Origin of the sequence: Sporosarcina koreensis (assembly GCF_001531445.1) — a bacterium.
Taxonomy (GTDB): Bacteria; Bacillota; Bacilli; order Bacillales_A; family Planococcaceae; genus Sporosarcina; species Sporosarcina koreensis_C.
Window position 1 is genome coordinate 42724 of the sequence record NZ_LQYA01000196.1, and the last position, 21107, is coordinate 63830.

Below are 21107 nucleotides of genomic sequence, written 5' to 3' on the forward strand. Positions count from 1 at the left end.
AGCGGGGCTGTTTGTGTTAATTTAACAAATAGTAAAGAAAAATAATGAACTTACTATAGTTCTTCTTCCTAAGTCCATTCAATAAAGTGTAGAATAGGAGATAGGGAGTTGACTATATGAATGCACTGTTAATCACATGGATCATATTTATATCAATTTGGTCATTCATAATGATGGGATATGATAAGAAACAATCGAAGAAGCGGGGACGCAGAGTGCCGGAGAAAACATTATGGCTATTTGCCATTGTGGGCGGCGGTATTGGTTCATATTTGGGAATGATGGCATTCAGCCATAAAACACGCCACACAGAATTCCGGGTCGGATTTCTACTTCTTGCATTGATTTACATAGGGATCATCATCTATCTGTTGGGTATCGTTCCATTCAGCATGGATAGGGTGTAATAAAAAAATAAGCCCGCTATATTAACGGGCTTTCATCAATGCTTCAATGGGGTTTTTCCAACTGATTTCAGCTTTTGGATAATTGGAATTGATTTCAGAAGACAAGAAAAGAAAATCTTCTTTTGAAAACCCTTGAAGCTTCGTTTCATCTTTCACCCAAACGAAAATGGACACAACATCAAAGGAATCTTCCGTAGTCCCTAAATACTTTTCACCTTCAAAGAGGGCGCCTTTATATGTGATAAAAAAGTTCTTCCTTACATTTTTAACATCATCATAAAAGTAAAATTGTTCTTGTTCATACGCCTCGTCCAATTTCCGTTTCGGATCCAATAAATAACGGATACCGCGATAAAACAAATAGACAATGAACGCAATGATGACAAAGCGGATCAACAATCCCATAACAGCATCCCCTCACAAAAATAGATATAGTCTTTTACTTATACGGATGAGATTCGGTTTGGTTTCAAGATACTTATGATTTTGGAGGTTTTTTCATGAATTTGACGATATTATTCAAGATGCAACAGGAACTGGATGCTTACATTCAAAACAATCAATCAGTAACCGAGGACGTTTTTGAAGAAAAAGGATTGGCCCTTCTCGTTGAACTTGCAGAATTGGCCAACGAGACAAGATGTTTTAAATTTTGGAGTACAAAGGGACCTTCGGAGCAAAATATTATTTTGGAAGAATATGTTGATTCCATTCATTTTCTTTTATCACTAGGAATTGAAAAAGGTTTGGATACGTTGGAAGAATGGCCGGTGGGAGAAATTGACGGAAATCTGACGGAAGTGTTCCTTCAAACGGTCAACTCCATCTATGAATTTATTTCAAAAAAAGATATGGCAAGCTATAAAAACGCGTGGATTCACTATGGCGCAATAGCAAAAAGGCTGGAGGTTTCCTATACTGAAATAATGGAAGCCTATGTAGAAAAAAATGAAGAGAATTATAAACGTCAGAGAACAGGTTACTGATGATTTGATAGAAAAATAAATTAAGATTGACAGAAGGAACTAAGAAAAATAATATAGAGATAAGTAAATAGGAGGAGGCATCACCGTGAACGATTGGAGTAAAGAAGATTTTGGCGTAAGACTAAAGGCCTTGAGAGAGCAAAGAGGACTTTCAATGATGGCGTTTGGAGCAGCAATCGGTACATCCGCTAGTAGAATCAAAGATTGGGAGAAAGGTAAGAATGCCCCTTCCGCTGCCTGGATTGCTAAAATATCAGAGAGATTCAATGTTTCAACAGACGAATTGATTTTAGGTGATCCTAAAACTTCACGTGCATTCACTGCAAATAGTGCATCCAATGTGGATATGCTTTATGAGCGGCTGCGTGAAAATTTGATCATCGCAAAAGAAGAGGCTGAGCAAGACGAAAAATTGACTGGACTTTATAATTCTATTGATACGGAAAATAAGGAGCGTTATCGAAGCGGTCGGGGAAGAAGGCTGGCAGAGCGTGAACTTCTATCCATATTGACAGAATTACCGAAAAAAGACGTACTTGAATTATTGGAGCTTGCAAAAATAAAGAAACGTTGGCTATAAAGTAAATGCACTTACGCAAGCGAAGGAAACGTAAAGGTATTCTATTTTTATTCATTCTAGCATTGCTGTTTGGACTTTATCTTTATAAAGAGAATACGACAATCGGGGTGACCTTCGTGGAGGTAAAGGCAGCCGGTCTTCCGGAAAGCTTTAATCACTTTCGGATTGTCCAACTTTCCGACGTTCACGATTCGGAGTTTGGCGATAACCATTTGGAATTAGTGAATAAAGTGAAAATCTTGTCACCGGATGCTATTTTTATAACAGGGGATTTCATTGACCGGAACAGATACGATTTGGAGCAGAGCTTGGAAATCGTCAAGCAGTTGCAGGGGGTGGCGCCATTCTATTTCGTTACCGGCAATCATGAAATTTCAACGAACGACGTGGAGCGTATTAAGAAAGAATTGGTAGAACTAGGTGTGCATATTTTGACGAATGAGGCAATAATGATAGATAACGAGCAAGGCGAACAGATTGCAGTGGGCGGAATTGAGGATCCATTGTCAAGCAATCTGGACGAGAAGGAGTATGTCGAACAAGTTCTAGACAATACATTCAAAGATGTACCTAATGACATATACAAAGTTCTATTATCGCACCGGCCCGAAAAGTTCGAGGTATATGTGGACAGACAAATTGATCTTGTTTTCAGCGGGCATGCCCATGGAGGCCAGATCCGGATACCGGGTATCGGGGGCTTAGTCGCTCCCGGCCAAGGATGGTTTCCCAAATACACGTCCGGTGTCCATGAATTGGATAAGACTTCTATGGTTGTAAGTCGCGGTTTAGGAAATAGTATCGTTCCGCTACGGGTGTTCAATCGCCCTGAAGTGATTGTCGTTACTTTGATCAACTGAATAGCAAACTGTAAAACGCAAAGGAAATTCCTCTTTGCGTTTTTTTATTATCAATATGAAAACAATTGGTGAATGTTGTATGATAGAATGGTATACAATTCATAGAATATTGTAAACGGGGGTTATTGCGTGAAGGCGGTCATTCATGTAAATGGTCAATTGAAAATTGATGAGATGGAAGATCCGATTGCTAACAATGGAGAAGTCGTCGTTGCACTGTATGCCGCAGGGATGAATCGGAGAGACATTAAAATACCTGAACGCCGCGGGGAGGCGACGGAACCCCTTATTCTTGGATCCGATGGTGCCGGAGTCATCGAATCCATCGGCGAAGGAGTGGAAGATTGGGCTATCGGTGATGAAGTGATCATCAACCCGTCGCTTGGCTGGTTTGAACAAAGCGTTGCCCCTCCTGAAGAGTTCGACATTTTAGGCATGCCTGATCACGGAACGTTTGCTGAAAAAATCGCCATTTCTGCTGAACAGATCGAGAAGAAACCTGCCAATCTGTCAATGGATGAGGCATCCGTATTGGCATTAGCCGCGTTGACTGGTTATCGGGCATTATTTACGCAAGGCGGATTGAAGAAAGGCGATACAGTATTCATCCCGGGAGCTGGGGGTGGGGTCGCGACATATATGATCCAGTTTGCGAAAAATACAGGAGCCCGTGTCATCGTCAGTTCACGTGTGGAAGAGAAACGGCAGAAGGCATTGGAGTTAGGTGCCGATTTGGCAATTGATACGAACGGTGATTGGAAGAAAGCGCTAGCAAATGAATCAGTCGACCTCGTCATCGAAAGTGTTGGGAGAGCGACATTCAACCGTTCGTTGGAAATATTGAAGCCGGGAGGAAGAATCGTTGTATTTGGTGCGACGACAGAAGACGTCATCGAGCTGGATCTGCGGAAATTCTTCTATGGACAATACCAACTGCTTGGCTCCACAATGGGCAGTAGGGAAGAGCTGCGGGCGATGTTGAAACATGTTGAAGAACATGGGGCAAAACCGGTCATCGACAAAGTGTACAGCCTTGAAGATGGATTGGAAGCTTTCCGAGACCTGGAGAACAGTGAACAGTTTGGAAAGCTTGTATTGCGCATGAACAAACAAGAAAAATGATTTTGTTATTATAAATCACTATTTAATTAAAGGCATAGAGAAGGGTGTGGCTATTTTGACGGAAAAAGCAAAACCATTAACGGATTTAGCGATTGCGGCTTCTGCAGTGATGCAGCCAATAACGGATATCGCAAAAAATGCGGGAATTCCTGAAGAGGCAGTTGAACAATATGGGCGATTCAAAGCGAAAATTGACGTCTCCAAATTGCCTGTTGCGAAAGCTTTCGGAAAGGTTGTTCTAGTGACTGCGACAAGTCCAACACCTGCGGGAGAAGGGAAATCGACGGTGACGGTTGGTCTTGCTGATGCACTCTCCAGATTAGGTGAAAAATCGATGATTGCTTTACGAGAGCCTTCTCTCGGGCCAGTCATGGGAGTAAAGGGCGGTGCCGCGGGTGGCGGGTATGCACAAGTATTGCCGATGGAAGAAATCAATTTGCATTTCAACGGGGATATCCATGCAATTACAACTGCGAACAATGCACTAAGTGCGATGATCGATAATCATTTACATCAAGGAAACGCACTGCAAATCGATCCGCGGCGGATCACTTGGAAGCGCGCCATGGATATGAATGATCGGGCATTACGGCATATTACAATCGGTCTTGGAGGTCCTGGACAAGGAGTTCCTCGGGAAGATGGTTTTGATATTACGGTAGCTTCTGAAATTATGGCAGTATTCTGTTTGGCGACGAGTTTATCCGACTTGAAAGAGCGTCTATCTCAAATGGTAATCGGGTATACGTACGAAAAGGAAGCCGTTACTGTAAGGGATTTAGGTGTAGAAGGTGCTTTGACACTATTACTGAAAGAAGCATTCAAGCCGAATCTAGTTCAGACGATTGAAGGGACGCCTGCTTTGATTCATGGCGGTCCATTCGCAAACATCGCACATGGCTGCAACTCGTTGATGGCGACGAATACGGCTAGACAATTGGCTGATATCGTTGTGACGGAGGCAGGCTTCGGATCTGATCTTGGTGCTGAGAAATTCATGGATATCAAAGCGAGAAAAGGCGGATTTGCACCAGATGCAGTCGTTCTTGTGACGACTATCCGTGCTTTGAAAATGCATGGGGGAGTCATGAAGACGGATCTTGGAAAGGAAAATGTCCAAGCTCTAATGGAAGGTATTGTTAATCTGGAAAAACATGTTGAAACAGTTCGTTCTTTTGGAGTACAGCCTGTTGTCGCATTGAACCGGTTCATTACTGATTCTGCAGCTGAACTTGACTTCGTTCTGAGCTGGTGTGCGGCGAAAGGTGTCCGTGCGGCAATGACAGATGTTTGGGGACAAGGTGGTGCAGGCGGTCAGGAGCTGGCAAAACAGGTGCTTGAATTGCTGGAGGAGCCAAATGATTTCGCACCGCTGTACGACGTGGAGCAACCCGTCATAGATAAAATTACGGCGATTGTCCAAAAGGTATATGGTGGAAAGGGAATCATCCTGACTGATAAAGCGAGGAAGGATTTATTGCAGATTGAACAGAATGGTTGGGATATCCTTCCAGTCTGTATGGCGAAAACGCAATACTCATTCTCTGATGATCCAAAGAAGCTCGGGAGACCTATAGATTTTACTATTACCATCCGTGAAATAATACCGAAGCTTGGTGCGGGATTCCTTGTCTGTCTGACAGGAGATATTATGACCATGCCGGGGTTGCCGAAAAAACCAGCTGCCCTTCAAATGGATATTGATGAAAAAGGGAATGCGATTGGATTGATGTAATCTACAATGTAATGAAAAGGAGCTGTCACTTTTTAAAAGGTGGCGGCTTTTTTTACTTGTGCAATGGGAGAAACGACATAGCAATTTGGAAGAGTATGGGCTATAATGATTCAAAAGGATTGAAAGTGGAAAGGGGACGATTGGAGTTGTTCACAAATTTCAGATGGAAATTGACGATTGTCCTGATTGTCTTTTCACTCATATTATCATTACTCATCGCCATATTTGATTACTCGAAATTGCGGAAAACGGTATTGGTAGCCCAAGAAACTAAAATTTCCATGGCAGAGGATAAAATCATTAATAACTTAGCTACAATTGATAAAGTATACGATTTATTTGATAAGCAAACCGCTGAAATGATGGAATCGTATTCTATGGAACTTCTCCAAAAATACGAAGAGGAACCGGATTTTCGAAAGTGGGATTTTCTATCGTTAAAAGATAAATACAAAATGGATATATTTATTCTAAATGATAAGAATACTGTTCTCTACAGTAGTTTTTCTGAAGATATTGGAATGAACTTCCAAGAATGTTGTCCCGGATTTTCAAGCCTACTGGATAAAAGACGAGAAGGTGAATCGTTTACCGCGGATGGAATGGACATTCAGTCCAAAACTGGAGAGGTGAAAAAATTCAGTTATATGCCTACGTCAGATCATAAGTATTTGATTGAATTAGGGTTTTTACTGGAAGACCATGAAATTTTTAAGCAATTCAATTTTCTTGATTCGATCGATGAACTTGTTGAAGAATATGATGGCATTACTTCTATAACGGTATTCAATGCCGGAGGGAATCCTTTAGGAGTGAAAACTGAGAATTTTAAACAGGAGTTTATTCAACAGCCATACCAAGAAGTGTTTGAAAAAGTGCGGAGAAGTGGAATACCTGATGAACTAGTTTTAGTAGAAGACGGAAATAAAGTTACATATAGATATATCCCTTACTCAGCAGATGAAAAAAAGGGTTATTCGACTGAGCGTGTTGTCGAAATTACATACAACAATAATGAAATGGCGGGTTTGCTTGCTGAATATAAGAATCAATTCCTTCTGCAATTGCTGATCACTCTTTTTGGCTCAGTAATGATGTCCTTCGTTATCGCCCGCCTTGTTGCGATGCCGATCCATCTTGCTTTTCACGACAGCTTGACGGGCTTGAAGAACCGAGCGGCTTTTGAAGATGAAATTTCGAAAAGGCTAGAACGGAAAAATAGCAGAATAGGTTTAATGATGATCGATTTGGATAATTTCAAATCCATCAATGATTACTTGGGACATGGTGAAGGCGATAGGATTCTGAAAGTCGCAGCAACTACGATTCAGGAAGTGGTCGGTGCGGGCAATTTTGCAGCAAGAGTAGGCGGAGATGAGTTTCTCGTCCTAATTGATTTGAATGAGAATCCAGATGTAAAATCCCTTTCGGAAGACATGTTGGTTCAAATCAATGAAAACATGGAAAATCACTTGAACGATGAAAGTATCCATACCTCCATCAGCATTGGGGTCGCAATTGCAACTGAAAATGATGATTTTGAATCGTTATATGAAAAGGCGGATCAGGCACTTTATCAATCCAAGGAAAACGGCAAAAACCAATATAACCTTTTTGAATCAGTATTTTAAATCATGAAGGGGCTGCCTATGCCGGCAGCCCCTTTCAATGTTATCTCGTGTTAATTGGGCAGTAAGAGTCCCACTGCACGGAGTTTCAATTTATAAAGCTTTATCGTCGACTGAATTCAACCATGTTTCAATCGTGCCGACAACTGATTCGACACATCCGTCTTCGAACGGGGAAAGCAAATTAGCCTCTTTCACTAACTCTGTAAAGGGTTTTGACCCACCAAGCTTACATAGATGCAAATAATCTTTCCAAGCGGTATCGCGATCTTCAAACGAACGTTTCCAAAATTGGAACGCACAAATTTGTGCTAACGTATAATCAATATAGTAAAAAGGTGCTTCATAAATATGTGACTGGCGTTGCCAAATCGATCCCGCTTCCAAATAAGGATTGCCATCATAATCACGCATCGGCAAATATGTCTTCTCAATCCGCTTCCACTCCGCCTTACGTTCAGCTGGCGTCATTTCCGGATTTTCATAAACAGCATGTTGGAATTCATCTACGGCTACACCATACGGTAAAAATAGCAGACCGCTGCTCAAGTGTGCAAATTTGTATTTTTCCGTATCGTCTTCAAAGAACAGCTCCATCCAAGGCCATGTGAAGAACTCCATACTCATGGAATGGATTTCGGCGCCTTCGTGAGTTGGCCAGACGTATTCAGGAATGCCGATATTTCTGCTCGAGTATACTTGGAAGGCATGGCCTGCTTCGTGCGTCAGTACATCGATATCACCAGATGTACCATTGAAGTTCGAAAAGATGAAAGGAGAGTCATAATCATCGATGAACGTGCAATAGCCGCCGGTCTCTTTTCCTTTCTTTGCTTCCAAGTCCAGAAGATGCTTTTCCGTCATGTACTTGAAGAACTCATCCGTTTCAGAGGAAAGTTCAGCATACATCTTTTTTCCGTTTTCAATGATCCATTCAGGCGATCCTTTCGGTGTCGCATTCCCGCTTAGGAAGTTTAGGGATTGGTCGTAGAACTTCAATTCATCAACACCGATACGCTCTGCTTGGCGCTCGTATAACTTCGTCGCAAGCGGAACGATATAGTCCCGCACTTGGTCGCGGAAATTTTTCACCATATCCGCATCGTAGCCGATCCGGTTCATCCTGGCGTACCCAAGCTCCACAAAGTTTTTAAAACCTAGTTTCGTTGCGATTTCATGTCTTACCTTGACAAGATCATCGTAGATACGGTCGAAAGCATCTCCATTCTCTGCATAGAAAGAATAGCCGGCTTCCATTGCTGACTTCCTGACATCTCTGTCAGTAGACTCCGCGTACGGTCCGAGTTGTGCTAGTGTCAATGTCTTCCCATCGAACTCAATTTGAGCCGAAGCGACTAGCTTGGCATACTCGGAAGTGAGCTTATTCTCTTGTTGAAGCAGCGGAAGAACTTCAGGAGAAAAGGACTTGATTGCATTATCCGCAAGGGCGAAAAGTTGGGAACCCCATTTCTCTTCCAGTTCTTTTCGATAAGGTGTCTTCACTAATTCTTTGTAGAAGGCGGTCCCAAGCTCTTGGAATTCTGGCCCGATTTCATCGAAATAGTCCCGTTCCTTCTGATAGAACTCATCATTCGTATCGATGGATGAACGGATGTACATTAAGCTGGATTGTGTCGAATAATTGCTTCCGATAGCGTTCAGCTGTTCAATGATGCTATTCTGTTCTTCAAAGGATTTTGCAGAACGGAATTGATCCAACAGTTCATTGAACTCTTGTTTAAGGCTGTCCATGTCAGGTCTATTATACTTGAATTCTTCAAACGTAAGCATTTTCATTCCCCCGTAATCTATTAGTGTGAATAGTATTCACTATCTTCATTGTTAACTAATCATTGCGAAAATGCAAAAGAAAGTTTGCAGGATCAAATAGATATTTCGAAGGAAGTGAAAACGTGACCATTTCGTCTAGTTTGCTGTAAGATGAGAAGGAAAACATTATGTGAGGATGAGACCAAGTGGAAATTATTGAATATAGCATGATTGAACTCATCGATCCGACAGGTATCTTGTCAGGGCATCGATACGAATTTCGCATTTATGTAAAATTCGATGAGGAAGATGAACTCCATAACGAGAAGGGGACTGGCATACGGGTCGTTTATGCAGTCGATGGCGACGAAGGAAAAGTGGCTTCTTATCATCTATTTGAACGGGCAACTGACGAAATCCTTGATTTTGAACTCGATGATGAAGAAGTCGCCCAACTGGCCGTTTTCTGTGAGGAACAATTAGAAGAAGAGTAAGCGAAGAAATAGTAATGTTTGTAAAAACAAAATCGTTGAAACGGCTACCATCCGATCGGGGTTGCTGTTTCAACGATTTTTATAATTAAAACGTAAAACGGTTCACTTCTCTTTGAAGGTTTTCAGCAAGTCCGGCAAGAGTTTGCGAGCTTGTGGATATCTCTTCGTTGACAGCCAATTGCTCTTCTGTAGCAGCACTTGTTTCTTGTGCTGTAAAGGCCGTGGATTCCGCCAGTTTCTTCACTTCACTCGATGAATTGGCGATCGTGTCAGTCATGGAACGAATTTGTCGTATTGCTTCCGACACAATCGATACATTCTTATTCACTGCATTGACGGAATGCTCGATTTCAGTAAATGTTTGTAACGAATGGTTCGTGGCGGTCAAACCTTCCTTTACACTATTGCTACCTGAATTGATGGCATTCACTGCCTTCTGAGTTGCATCTTGAATGGAATGGATCATATTGCCGATATCGGCTGCAGATGATTTGGATTGCTCAGCAAGATTCCGCACTTCCTCAGCGACGACCGCAAATCCTTTTCCATGCTCGCCTGCACGAGCAGCTTCGATTGCAGCGTTCAATGCCAATAGATTCGTTTGCTCCGAAATGGCTGTGATTAACGATGTAACTTGCTCGATTTCTGCAGACTGCTTCGCCATCGATTGGATAATCGAGGCTGCTTCTTGAATAATCACATCGGTATCCGACATTTGACCTGATAGGCTTTCAATCGTCGATGAACCGGCTTCCACATGAGATATCACAGTTGTCATCGCTTCGAGCATTGTCGAGTTGCTGTCCGAAATCTGATTGACATCATCAGTCAATTGACTGACAGACTCGACAGTCTCATTCACCAAGTCGGATTGATTTTCACTATCCCTCATATTCTTCTCGGATGCAGAAGCAACCATTTCGGATGATGCGAGGCTTTCCTCAGAACTTGCCGACAACTGTTCAGCCTGCGCAGCAAGCTGATGAGAGGAAAAACGGATCTGTTCCATCAGGTTTTTCAAATCATCAGTCATTTTGTTAAAGGCTTTCGCCATCATTCCGATTTCGTCTTTATTCTTAATATTGACGTGCTCCACCGATAAATCGCCAGTCGCAATCCGTTCAATTGCTGCTGTCATCCTTCTGACAGGATTTCCGATGCTGCGGCTAATGAATGAGGCGATAATCAATGAAATCACTACAGCAAGACCGATGAACAGGAACGTAAGCAAATGGATGAAGTTCGTCATTTGCAATAAATCTTCACGGGACTTTTGCATTTCCTGCTGCTGGCTCTCTTTCAATTCGCTTGCTTTCTCCATAATCTGCAAGTTGACATCATTCGCTTCGCGCAATAGATTCCGGTTCTGCGTATCATTGGCTCTCATTAAGCTATAACTGATTTCATCGACCATTTGGCTGAATTGCATATGTAATTGTTTGATTTCCTCTACGATCACACTACCATTCGTATAACTGAAAGCTTCGCCCATTTCGTTGATCAATTCGGTTGCATTCGCTGTTGATTCATCCCTCTGTGCTACGAATTCCGATGTTTTGAATAGCACATAACTACTAATAGCTATATACCTCTCTTTTTGCGCACTGATCAGTTCATCGGATAAATTCACTTTATGAGCACGGTCATCAATCAGTTTGTCAAACTCGTCATTCATCGTCTTCGTTGCAAAAAAGGATGCGCCCCCCATGACGAGCATAATAGCAAGAAGAACAGAAAATCCCACCCAAATCTTCTTTGATACTGATAAACTCATGAAATTAGTCCCCCTAAAAAATCTCTCTTTACAGTACATACATACTATTATACTTATTTAAGAAAATAATACTATATACAAAATTAAAAATATTAGGCGTTTAAGGAAAGGGAAATTATTTATTAAAAAAATCTGTTCATATCAAGTCAAATTATGTGTTTTTTATTGAAAAATAGTAGATAATGTGTAGAGTAGATATGTAGGGGATACTAATGAATTGGTTTTTTCTTACATCCATCCAAATTACAAGAACATTGGAGTGTTAATAGATGAGCAATGAGATTGTCGATATTACGATCATAGGTGGAGGACCCACAGGACTATTTGCATCTTTCTACGCGGGAATGCGGGAGATGTCTGTTAAAATCATTGACAGCTTGCCGCAACTCGGCGGGCAGCTGATTGAGCTGTATCCAGACAAATTCATTTATGACGTTGGCGGCTTTCCAAAGATCCTTGCGAAGGATCTTGTCGCAAACCTAGTTACACAAGCGCACTATTCCAAACCCGAAATCCATCTAGGGGAAACTGCTCTTTCCGTGACGCGCGATGGCGATCACTTTATTCTTCAGACAGATAAGGGCGTCCATTTGACACGTACAATCCTATTGACTGCAGGCATCGGTGCATTCCAGCCACGGAAAATCGGATTGGCTGAAGAGGTTGATTTTGAAGGGAAAACATTGCATTACGGAATTAAAGATCTTTCCATGTTCAAAGGAAAAAATGTGCTTGTATGCGGCGGCGGAGATTCTGCAGTAGACTGGGCAATGATGCTTGAAGACATCGCATCAAATGTATCACTTGTACACAGACGTGAACGATTTACGGCTCATGAAACAAGCGTGAACCAATTGATGGCATCGAAAGTGAATGTACTCACTTCCCGCTCGATCAAGTCAATTGTCGGGGAAGATGGTATCGTCAACGAAGTCGTCATTGCTCAAAAGGACGGTTCCGAAGAAGTGTTGAATGTAGACCATGTCATCGTTAACTATGGCAATATTTCATCTTTAGGAGCGATAAAAGAGTGGGGCCTTGATATGGACCGCAACTCGATCGTCGTCAATTCCAGAATGGAAACGAATATAGCAGGCATTTATGCAGCAGGGGACGTCACGACATATGACGGGAAAGTGAAGCTGATTGCAGTCGGTTTAGGGGAAGCTCCAACAGCCGTGAACCATGCAAAAGCATTCGTTGATCCGAAAGCAAGACTGCAGCCATTGCATAGTACAAGTGTATTCAACTAAAAAAACCGGCGGATGCCGGTTTTTTTATTACAATAAAAATGAGATTATCGATATGATGAGCAATGGTACGAAGATGATCAAATAGCCCATCGGATTTCCAAAATTCATGGTCCAACCGACCCCGAACCTCTTTTCAACAAAAATGGAAGGGTCATTTTTATTGACATAAAACACGCCTGCTTTCCAAAAGGCGTCATCGTCGGGGTCCGTTACACCGGCGATAGGCTCTTCGTCTATTTCAAGCTGAACACGGGAGCCTCCTTGGCCGACTTTGAAAGCGTACACTGCGGTCGCAAGCAATATGACGAAAAGGAATCCCAAAGGCATCGCCATCATGAGGAAGGGACCTCCTAAATCTCCATGGATTGTCGTCAGCTGTAGAAAGCCTAAAAGCACCGTCATTGAAATTGACACTAAAAACAGCAACCAGCTTGTGTACTTCCTGAATGTTAATTGTTGAATGCGGGAAGAGTTCCTTTTCGATGCATTCAGTTTCACACCGGATTTCTTAGTAAAAGTATTGATTGCGAGCATCATCCCTTGCATGACGAGGAGAATGAGCAAGAGAGCAATGACGGAAAAACGGTTTTTCTCGGTAAATGCATCCGGTTGTCCATTGGGTCCCCAATGGGTAGGTATCAGATCCGGCATGGCGCCGTACTGAATCGCTGTATAGCCGATCAAACCGAATGTAATAGGGATAGGCAATGCAAACATGAGAGAAGGGAGCATTTCATCATTGGAACGGCTCGTCAAATCTGCTACCCGCACTCTTTTTAAGTTATCTCCCCATTTATGCTCCCGTTTCCTTTTTGTCGTCCGAATATGAAAGTATAAGTAAAGAGCCATGCTGATCAGTAGGATTCCAAATTGAAGAATCAATCCGGCGAAGACGATTTTCTCTTCTTGCAAATGATTACTGAGAGCCCAAAATACATAAATGAGCAGACCGATCGAACCCATGAAGAAGATAGTTGCCGAATAGGTTTTCTTATATACAGCAAGCGTCTTGTCATCGGTATGCCCTTCAGGTATCGTCACGCCGAAAACGATTGTTTTCTTCAAAAGGTACGGAATAACTGCTTGCATAATGGTTAAAAATAAGATGATCGCCAAAAATAATGTAAGTACCATTGTTCATCCCTCCGTAATTTCCGAAATGATTGATGAGGTGATTGAAAGAATCTGTTCCTTGTCCAAGCCGTAAACAATCGATTCTGCAATGAGCGGCTTTAGATGAAGCTTGATTAGGTCCATTTGCATATCGCTTGGTCCGTTTGAGGATATCGGATTGATGATGGCGCCTGACTTCGGGATGATTTCAATTATTTTTTTCTTCTCCAACTCATGATACGCTTTGTTCACTGTATGCATATTGACTCCAAGATCGGCTGCGAGAGAGCGGACGGAAGGCAATGCATCGGAAGCTTTCAATGTACCTGTAGCAATCAATTCAATCAATTGATTCGCCAATTGAGTATATATCGGTATTTCTGAAGTCGGTTCGATTTGAATGAACATCTCATACCCTCCATTCTGTTCTAATACTATTATAACAGTGATCGGTATTAAAATATACACTTATCATAGAAAAAACCCTGAACAATTATGTTCAGGGGGATGTCTCTTCCAATTCTTTAACAGTGACAAAATCATAGCCTTCATTTTTCAAGTATGTTAGAACAGCATCTAGCCCATCGGCAGTCGATTGGTGAATGTCATGCATTAAAATGATGCTTCTATCCCTCACATGTTCTTTCACCATTTGAAGAAGCTTCGCAGGGTCACGATACTTCCAATCGAGCGTATCCACATCCCATAAAATGATCGGCAAACCGGTCGTATTATTGACGGTGTCATTGAATGCTCCGTAGGGAGGACGGAACGCTTCGACTTTTTGTCCGGTCACTTCCTCGATGACTGCGGAAGTCTTTTCAATTTCTTTAGCGATGCGTTCAGTTCCTAATTTCGTTAAATCAGCGTGCGTCCACGTATGGTTTCCTAATTCATGGCCGGCGTCCTTTATTTCATTGACAATATCCGGATAATATTCGACACGGCTGCCGAGCATGAAAAAGGTTGCTTTGGCTTCATGCTTTTGTAGAGTTTCTAATATTTGTCTCGTCACTTTCGGATCAGGTCCATCGTCAAATGTCAAAGCGACTTTTTTTCGGACGGATTCACCAGAAGAAGAAGTTGCGGATTCTTCATCGGACTTTACATCCGATTCAGTAGATTCGTTGGAATTTCCATCGTTATTTTCTTCGGTGGATGCATTCTCGGAATCCTCATCGGAGACTTCAACTCCATCTTCTTTAGCTTTCGGCTTGAACGTCGACGCCAATAATTCTTCTATCGCTTCGATGGGTATAGAGACGATAGGAGGTCCAACCAAGCTGTCTGCTATTGTGTTTTCATCGAAGTAGATAATGAGTGCGTCGTCTGAGATGGCAAAATTCCTGTAGTTCATCCACCTAGGCTCTGTATACCTTTCCACTTCATTTTCGATAAGGTGTTCCTGTAGCAAATCGTCTTTTTGAATCGCTCCACGTACTAACGAAGCAAGTGTCTGTAGACGGTTGGAATCTCCTGCAAATAAGTCCCGTATAGAAAAGCTTTCGCCTGTCTCCGGATTTAAATGGAACGAACGGATTTCCATTTTCCCAGATTCCAAATCACTGAAACTGCTGCTGTTGAGAAAGACAAAGGAATAGTTTCCTGAAGCATGGGGCAACGTTTCATAAGAGACATTCAATTCCCCTGAAGTTTTTTCGTTTAGCCGTTTTTTCTCGATTATCGTTTCGAAGTATTTTGATTGGACTTTTTCGATATAGTTTTTGACTTCCGTATTGAAATTGTTATGTATGCTTTGCGGATACTGGATGGCATAAGGAGCATTTTTATCGTTTGATGTTTTTGTAATGATTTTGATTCCTGGATAGTTCGAATCTATTTGCTCCGATTCGACGGGAGCGGAAGAAATCATCTCCTTCTCGTCAGACTGTAAAGCGGTGTGGCCATTTTCTGTCTTAAAAACGAGAATTATGGCACTGACTGTCAATAGGACAATAGCGATGGAAAAAGTGATGTCGATCCATACAGATCGTGCTTTATGACGCTTTCTTTTCATGATGCGCGGCTCCTTTATGATTTTTTGTAGCAGAACTCTATCAAGCTTCCTGATTGATCTACTTGTAAAGTTAGACGGAGCGACTCCGCAGATAGTTTCGGATAATCGGGAAAAATGTCGATTCTTTCATACTATGAGTATACAACACTTATACCCAAATTGGGGGTGGATAAATAAGGTCAATTGAAATGAAGATAGTATAAAAAGAATGAGGGGAAATTGCTTTTTCATAGGACATTTTTATGATATACTGTCTGATGCCCGGATCTTGCAAATACGGGTGAGCTATTGAGTGTTTACAATCAAATATTGTTAAACCGATCAGGCTGTTATTTCTACTGCAAAGAAAACAAACAGAAGGTGGTCGAAGAAATGGAAACTGGAGCATATCGGGTACTGTTGTACTATAAATACGTACACATCGAAGACCCTGAAACATTTGCTGCCGAACATTTGGCTTCTTGTAAGGAACTTGGATTGAAAGGCCGTATTTTGGTCGGCAAGGAAGGCATCAACGGTACATGTTCCGGAACTGTTGAACAAACGGAAGCATACATGGACATGATGCACAGTGATGAGCGTTTCAAAGATCTTTGGTTTAAAATCGACGAGGCAGATGGACATGCATTCAAAAAAATGCACGTGCGGCACCGGCAGGAAATTGTAAACTTGAGCCTTGAAGAGGATATTAATCCATTGGAATTGACTGGCCAATATTTGAAACCGGAAGAATTCTTAAAAGCTATGCAAGATGAAAACACAGTTGTGTTTGATACAAGAAATGACTATGAATATGATCTTGGACACTTCAGAGGGGCGATTCGTCCGGATATTGAGAATTTCCGCGATCTTCCTGAATGGGTCCGTGAAAATAAAGAACTATTTGAAGGCAAAAAAGTTCTTGCGTATTGCACTGGCGGAATCAGATGTGAGAAGTTCACAGGCTGGATGAAGCGTGAAGGTTTTGAAGACGTTGCACACTTGGAAGGCGGAATCGTAACGTACGGTAAAGACCCGGTAGCGAAAGGCCAACTATGGGACGGCCAATGTTATGTATTCGATGAAAGGATTGCTGTTCCTGTGAATCAGGTTGAGCATGTTATCGTCGGTCGTGATCATTTTGACGGGACGCCTTGCGAACGCTACGTAAACTGTGCAAACCCTGAATGCAACAAGAAAATCCTTTGCTCTGAAGAAAATGAGCGGCTTTATATGCGTAGTTGTTCAGACGAGTGTCGTACACATCCACGCAACCGTTATTTTGTGGAAAATAAAATGACAGTAGAAGAATTCGATGCGCGTTTGGAAGAAATCGAAAAGCGCAGCAGCGAGGAAAAAGTAGCAAACTGATAAAAAGCGTCAGCGTAGCAATGAACTACGCTGGCGTTTTTATTTTTTGTATTGATAGCGGTAGGAAAAGAAATAGGCAAGCAAGCCGGATATCGGAATGAATCCGATACTTAGAGAGATGAAGAGTGGCTGCAATGTGCTGTCAAATATTTGAATGAAGGCTGCAACCCAAATGACGATAAAAGAGATAACTAGAATAGTAGAAAATGCGATTTTATATGCTTCTCCGCTAATTTGATGTTCTCTTTCGTCTTGCGGATTGAACTCGGGAATGATATGGCCGTTAACATGATTCGCAACGCAATGGCAATAGTTAAGTCTTTCATAGAATCCTCTCCTTTTACTTGTATTGCAGCACTTTATAAACAATAAAATACGAAATCAATCCGACAATAGGGATTGATGCAGTTGTAAAAAGCGGATACCAAATATGATCGACGAAATAATTTGGGATGTACATATATGATCCAATCATTAATAGTGAATAGATAAGTAGAATGGAAAACGCATGGCTAACTGCTTTTCTAGTATTTCCGACGGCCCTTTCGTCAGAGACATCATATTCGAAGGTGAGAAATGAACGTTTATCGGCATTTTTATTTCTCCAAACGTTAATCATTATGACAATGTTAGCTAATAGGAAAAGTAAAGTGGTTATTAAGAAAAAATTTCCAGGCCACGGAGAGATGTACATGCTGAATCCATCAATAAACCCTCGTTCCATTTGAATGAAACTTTGCTCTAACTTTAAATAATCGTAAACCATTACAGATAGTGAAATGAACAACATAATCCTTAAAAAAACAGCGATATTCATTTTCAATTTTTAACTTTCCTCCTTCGTAAATATTTCCTCGATCGGCAGTTTGAAAACTTCAGCAAGGTTCATAGCTAAAAGCAGGGAAGGGGTGTAGCTCCCTTTTTCTAACGCAACGATTGTCTGCCTTGTGACACCTACTATGTCAGCCAGCTCACCTTGTGTGTAATCAAAACGTGCACGCAGTTCTTTGACGCGGTTTTTAATCAAACCGACTCCTCCTTGCACAGATCACTTCTTACTTATGTGTATGGTATACTATACAAATTGTAAAGTCAACTATACATATGTAAGAAAAATAAAAATAGTCCTATTGCATTTAAAATGGTTGTCATCATTGGCTAAATGGTATACTACTATCATTGAAGAGATATTGGAGGAACTACAGTATGGAATGGAAGAATATTTATCGTGGATTCCTGATGGGGATCAGCGACTTAATTCCGGGAGTGAGCGGGGGAACAATCGCGTTCATTCTTGGCATATATGATCGATTATTACTTGCAATCAGCGGCTTTTTCAGCCGTGAATGGAAAAAACATATCGGCTTTTTATTGCCGTTAGGCGTAGGGATCGGCTTGACATTGTTGCTTTTCAGCAGGGTCATTGACTTCTTATTGAAGGACTACCCGCAACCGACACAATTTTTCTTTTTAGGGTTGATTATTGGTGTCGTACCATTCATATCAAGGCAGGCGGGCGTCAGAAAGAACTTCAAAATCTGGCATTTCATCCTTTTGCTTGCAGTCGGCGCTGCGTTGGCCTCTACAGCATTCATTAAACCCGCAGAAACTGGCGTCATTACATCGTTAACCATGCAAAATACGATAGGCTTGTTTTTGGCAGGGTGGGCAGGAAGCATGGCAATGTTGTTGCCGGGCGTGAGCGGCTCGTTTGTTTTACTTTTATTGGGCGTTTATACAACGGCGATTAATGCACTATCAACATTGAACATCCCAATCATCATTGTCATCGGGGCAGGGGTAATTGTCGGATTCATTGTTAGCAGCAGGGCAATCCATTTTTTATTGGATAAGTTCACTCATGCCATGTTCGCCATCATTATCGGCTTGATCCTCGGTTCAGTATTCGTCATTTATCCGGGTATCCCGGAAAGCGGGACGCCATTTGTGATGAGCGTCATTGCCCTTATCACGGGTTTGATTGTTGCAAATATGTTTAATACGGCGGACCCATCCGCTAAATGAATGCGATGACGATGATAATCCATGATACGTGGATGAAGATGATGAATGTATAGACAATTAGTGCAACTACAAGTAGATTTCTTATTAAAAGTGATGGTTTCATGTAATGCATAAGCATGAATAACAGAATTGGAAGACTTGCCTTCAACAAATAGAATGCAATGACATTCATATCATATAGGGAACGAACGAATGGATTCGCTTCTTCGATATGACCGTAGCGGATGCCGAGATCCGTGAAGATTGCATCGAGCATGCATAGGCAAAATAATAGAAAGCATGTATTCAATAAATGGTCTTTGGAAATTGGCAGGGCATTGGCCGTCTCCATATATATCACTCCTAAGATAAGTAACACTAGGATATGGAGGGGACGGATAATTTATTCAATGCGATGTCAGAAGATTTCCCGTCATAGATGAATATTGTTTTTCGGCAAGAAAAATGCCACCGAAAGAAAATTTCTTTCGGTGGCATTTTTTCATTCTTATTTACTAGTAACTTCCTGTTTAACCAATACGTCATCCATCGAGAAGCCAAGTGCCGCAGCAACACCTTCGCCATAGGCAGGATCCGCTTGGTAGCAATGGCGGATATGACGGTATTTGATTTCATTCGGGGCATCGCCAAGATTGCGGGCGGTATTTCCGAATAATAATGCTTTTTGCTCGTCATTCATCAAATTGAACAGTTTGCCTGGCTGTGTGAAATAATCATCATCATCTTCACGGAAATCCCAGTGCGCTGCATCGTCATAGATTTTAAGTGGCGGCTCTTTGAAATCAGGCTGTTCTTTCCATTCACCGAAGCTGTTCGGTTCATAGGAAGTTCTGCTTCCATGGTTGCCATCCACCCTCATCGCGCCATCGCGATGGAAACTATGGAACGGACATTTCGGTGCATTGACCGGAATTTGGTGATGGTTGACGCCAAGACGGTAGCGCTGTGCATCGCCATAAGAGAATAGTCTTGCCTGCAACATCTTATCTGGGGAGAAGCCGATCCCGGGAACGATCGCCGCAGGAGTGAAAGCGGCTTGCTCTACTTCGGCAAAATAGTTATCCGGGTTACGGTTCAATTCGAATTCTCCAACTTCGATAAGTGGGAAGTCGCCTTTATACCAGACTTTCGTCAAATCGAACGGGTTGTAAGGCATGTTCAGTGCCTGTTCTTCCGTCATTACTTGGATATACATCTTCCATTTAGGGAAGTTTCCGTTATCGATGCTTTCCAATAGATCCCGTTGGTGTGTTTCGCGGTCCGTGCCGATCAATTCAGTCGCCTGCTCGTCCGTCAAATTCTCAATCCCTTGTTGGGAACGGAAATGGAATTTGACCCAAACGCGTTCATTGTTTGCATTGATCATGCTATACGTGTGGCTGCCGAAGCCGTGCATATGACGATATGTCTTCGGAATGCCGCGTTCACTCATGACAATGGTCACTTGGTGCAATGCTTCAGGTAGGGAAGTCCAAAAATCCCAGTTGTTTGTCGCGCTCCTCATATTCGTGCGCGGATCTCTTTTGACAGCATGGTTCAAGTCAGGGAATTGGAGAGGATCCCTGAAAAAGAAGACGGGTGTGTTGTTTCCGACAAGGTCCCAGTTACCTTCTTCTGTATAAAATTTAAGTGCAAATCCACGAATGTCGCGTTCAGCATCAGCTGCACCACGTTCTCCTGCAACTGTTGAAAAGCGGGCGAACATATCCGTCTTCTTTCCGACCTCGGAGAAAAGTTTCGCTCTCGTATATTGGGTAATATCATTCGTTACCGTGAATGTTCCGTAAGCACCTGATCCTTTCGCATGCATCCGGCGTTCAGGGATGACTTCGCGGTCGAAATGTGCCAGCTTTTCAATCAACCAGACATCCTGTAAAAGGACTGGACCCCTTGGACCCGCAGTCATCGAGTTTTGGTTGTCCACTACAGGAGCGCCCGCTGCGGTTGTCAGTTTCCTTTGAGAATGATTATCATTGTTTGTCATTGATAATGC

At 42.2% G+C, this 21107-nt stretch carries 22 protein-coding genes; 11 read left to right on the forward strand and 11 right to left on the reverse strand.

The window, feature by feature from the left end:
• The first annotated feature begins 116 nt into the window (after positions 1-116).
• Positions 117-407: a DUF1294 domain-containing protein gene (locus AWV70_RS17740; protein ID WP_060209872.1), complete on the forward strand. Its 291-nt coding sequence runs from the start codon at positions 117-119 to the stop codon at positions 405-407.
• A gap of 21 nt (positions 408-428) precedes the next feature.
• Here the strand turns inward: AWV70_RS17740 and AWV70_RS17745 are convergent, their stop codons facing one another.
• Complete coding sequence (locus tag AWV70_RS17745) at positions 429-812, reverse strand: hypothetical protein (RefSeq protein ID WP_060209873.1); 384 nt, start codon at positions 810-812, stop codon at positions 429-431.
• A 95-nt stretch (positions 813-907) separates the two neighbouring features.
• On the opposite strand from AWV70_RS17745, the gene AWV70_RS17750 reads away from it, so the two are divergent.
• The 6 genes from AWV70_RS17750 to AWV70_RS17775 all read left to right on the forward strand — a co-directional run bounded on the left by AWV70_RS17750 (position 908) and on the right by AWV70_RS17775 (position 7321).
• Positions 908-1393: a dUTP diphosphatase gene (locus AWV70_RS17750; protein WP_060209874.1), complete on the forward strand. Its 486-nt coding sequence runs from the start codon at positions 908-910 to the stop codon at positions 1391-1393.
• Between the two features lie 85 nt (positions 1394-1478).
• Complete coding sequence (locus AWV70_RS17755; protein WP_060209875.1) at positions 1479-1973, forward strand: helix-turn-helix domain-containing protein; 495 nt, start codon at positions 1479-1481, stop codon at positions 1971-1973.
• Between the two features lie 5 nt (positions 1974-1978).
• Positions 1979-2833 carry a metallophosphoesterase gene (locus AWV70_RS17760; RefSeq protein ID WP_082713690.1) on the forward strand — a complete coding sequence of 285 codons (855 nt, stop codon included), beginning with the start codon at positions 1979-1981 and terminating at the stop codon, positions 2831-2833.
• Positions 2834-2962: 129 nt separating this feature from the next.
• The gene (locus AWV70_RS17765; protein ID WP_060209876.1) at positions 2963-3955 is read left to right on the forward strand and encodes a zinc-binding dehydrogenase; all 993 of its coding nucleotides are present in this window, start codon (positions 2963-2965) and stop codon (positions 3953-3955) included.
• Between the two features lie 55 nt (positions 3956-4010).
• The gene (locus AWV70_RS17770) at positions 4011-5690 is read left to right on the forward strand and encodes a formate--tetrahydrofolate ligase (RefSeq protein ID WP_082713691.1); all 1680 of its coding nucleotides are present in this window, start codon (positions 4011-4013) and stop codon (positions 5688-5690) included.
• 95 nt (positions 5691-5785) lie between these two features.
• Positions 5786-7321 carry a GGDEF domain-containing protein gene (locus tag AWV70_RS17775; protein ID WP_060209877.1) on the forward strand — a complete coding sequence of 512 codons (1536 nt, stop codon included), beginning with the start codon at positions 5786-5788 and terminating at the stop codon, positions 7319-7321.
• Positions 7322-7411: 90 nt separating this feature from the next.
• Here AWV70_RS17775 and AWV70_RS17780 read toward each other — a convergent pair whose 3' ends face one another.
• Positions 7412-9109, reverse strand: coding sequence for a M3 family oligoendopeptidase (locus AWV70_RS17780; RefSeq protein WP_060209878.1), 1698 nt, complete (start codon positions 9107-9109; stop codon positions 7412-7414).
• 185 nt (positions 9110-9294) lie between these two features.
• Between AWV70_RS17780 and AWV70_RS17785 the strand changes: the two genes are divergently transcribed.
• Entirely contained in the window at positions 9295-9582 is a 288-nt protein-coding gene (locus AWV70_RS17785) for a DUF6509 family protein (RefSeq protein WP_060209879.1), read from the forward strand.
• Positions 9583-9667: 85 nt separating this feature from the next.
• Here the strand turns inward: AWV70_RS17785 and AWV70_RS17790 are convergent, their stop codons facing one another.
• A complete protein-coding gene (locus AWV70_RS17790; RefSeq protein ID WP_060209880.1) occupies positions 9668-11356 on the reverse strand; it encodes a methyl-accepting chemotaxis protein in 1689 nt (562 codons plus the stop codon).
• A 269-nt stretch (positions 11357-11625) separates the two neighbouring features.
• Between AWV70_RS17790 and AWV70_RS17795 the strand changes: the two genes are divergently transcribed.
• The gene (locus AWV70_RS17795) at positions 11626-12609 is read left to right on the forward strand and encodes an NAD(P)/FAD-dependent oxidoreductase (RefSeq protein WP_060209881.1); all 984 of its coding nucleotides are present in this window, start codon (positions 11626-11628) and stop codon (positions 12607-12609) included.
• A 27-nt stretch (positions 12610-12636) separates the two neighbouring features.
• On the opposite strand, the gene AWV70_RS17800 is transcribed toward AWV70_RS17795, so the two are convergent.
• The 3 genes from AWV70_RS17800 to AWV70_RS17810 all read right to left on the reverse strand — a co-directional run bounded on the left by AWV70_RS17800 (position 12637) and on the right by AWV70_RS17810 (position 15739).
• Positions 12637-13743 (reverse strand): DUF1648 domain-containing protein, encoded by a 1107-nt coding sequence (locus AWV70_RS17800; RefSeq protein WP_060209882.1) that lies wholly within the window; start codon positions 13741-13743, stop codon positions 12637-12639.
• Positions 13744-13746: 3 nt separating this feature from the next.
• Positions 13747-14130 carry a GntR family transcriptional regulator gene (locus AWV70_RS17805; RefSeq protein ID WP_060209883.1) on the reverse strand — a complete coding sequence of 128 codons (384 nt, stop codon included), beginning with the start codon at positions 14128-14130 and terminating at the stop codon, positions 13747-13749.
• Between the two features lie 91 nt (positions 14131-14221).
• A complete protein-coding gene (locus tag AWV70_RS17810) occupies positions 14222-15739 on the reverse strand; it encodes a polysaccharide deacetylase family protein (protein ID WP_060209884.1) in 1518 nt (505 codons plus the stop codon).
• Positions 15740-16111: 372 nt separating this feature from the next.
• Between AWV70_RS17810 and AWV70_RS17815 the strand changes: the two genes are divergently transcribed.
• Positions 16112-17089, forward strand: a complete 978-nt coding sequence (locus AWV70_RS17815; RefSeq protein WP_060209885.1) for a rhodanese-related sulfurtransferase — start codon at positions 16112-16114, stop codon at positions 17087-17089.
• Positions 17090-17280: 191 nt separating this feature from the next.
• Here the strand turns inward: AWV70_RS17815 and AWV70_RS25125 are convergent, their stop codons facing one another.
• The 3 genes from AWV70_RS25125 to AWV70_RS17825 are packed head-to-tail and all read right to left on the reverse strand — an operon-like array spanning position 17281 to position 18116.
• Positions 17281-17415, reverse strand: coding sequence for a hypothetical protein (locus tag AWV70_RS25125; protein WP_268777885.1), 135 nt, complete (start codon positions 17413-17415; stop codon positions 17281-17283).
• Positions 17416-17429: 14 nt separating this feature from the next.
• Positions 17430-17912: a hypothetical protein gene (locus AWV70_RS17820; RefSeq protein ID WP_060209886.1), complete on the reverse strand. Its 483-nt coding sequence runs from the start codon at positions 17910-17912 to the stop codon at positions 17430-17432.
• 3 nt (positions 17913-17915) lie between these two features.
• Positions 17916-18116, reverse strand: a complete 201-nt coding sequence (locus AWV70_RS17825) for a helix-turn-helix transcriptional regulator (protein ID WP_060209887.1) — start codon at positions 18114-18116, stop codon at positions 17916-17918.
• Positions 18117-18295: 179 nt separating this feature from the next.
• Between AWV70_RS17825 and AWV70_RS17830 the strand changes: the two genes are divergently transcribed.
• On the forward strand, positions 18296-19114 hold the full coding sequence (locus AWV70_RS17830; RefSeq protein WP_060209888.1) for a DUF368 domain-containing protein: 819 nt from the start codon (positions 18296-18298) through the stop codon (positions 19112-19114).
• Here the strand turns inward: AWV70_RS17830 and AWV70_RS17835 are convergent.
• Complete coding sequence (locus AWV70_RS17835; RefSeq protein WP_060209889.1) at positions 19107-19445, reverse strand: DUF5658 family protein; 339 nt, start codon at positions 19443-19445, stop codon at positions 19107-19109. The genes AWV70_RS17830 and AWV70_RS17835 overlap by 8 nt on opposite strands.
• A 156-nt stretch (positions 19446-19601) precedes the next feature.
• Entirely contained in the window at positions 19602-21098 is a 1497-nt protein-coding gene (locus AWV70_RS17840) for a catalase (protein WP_060209890.1), read from the reverse strand.
• Between the last annotated feature and the right edge of the window lie 9 nt (positions 21099-21107).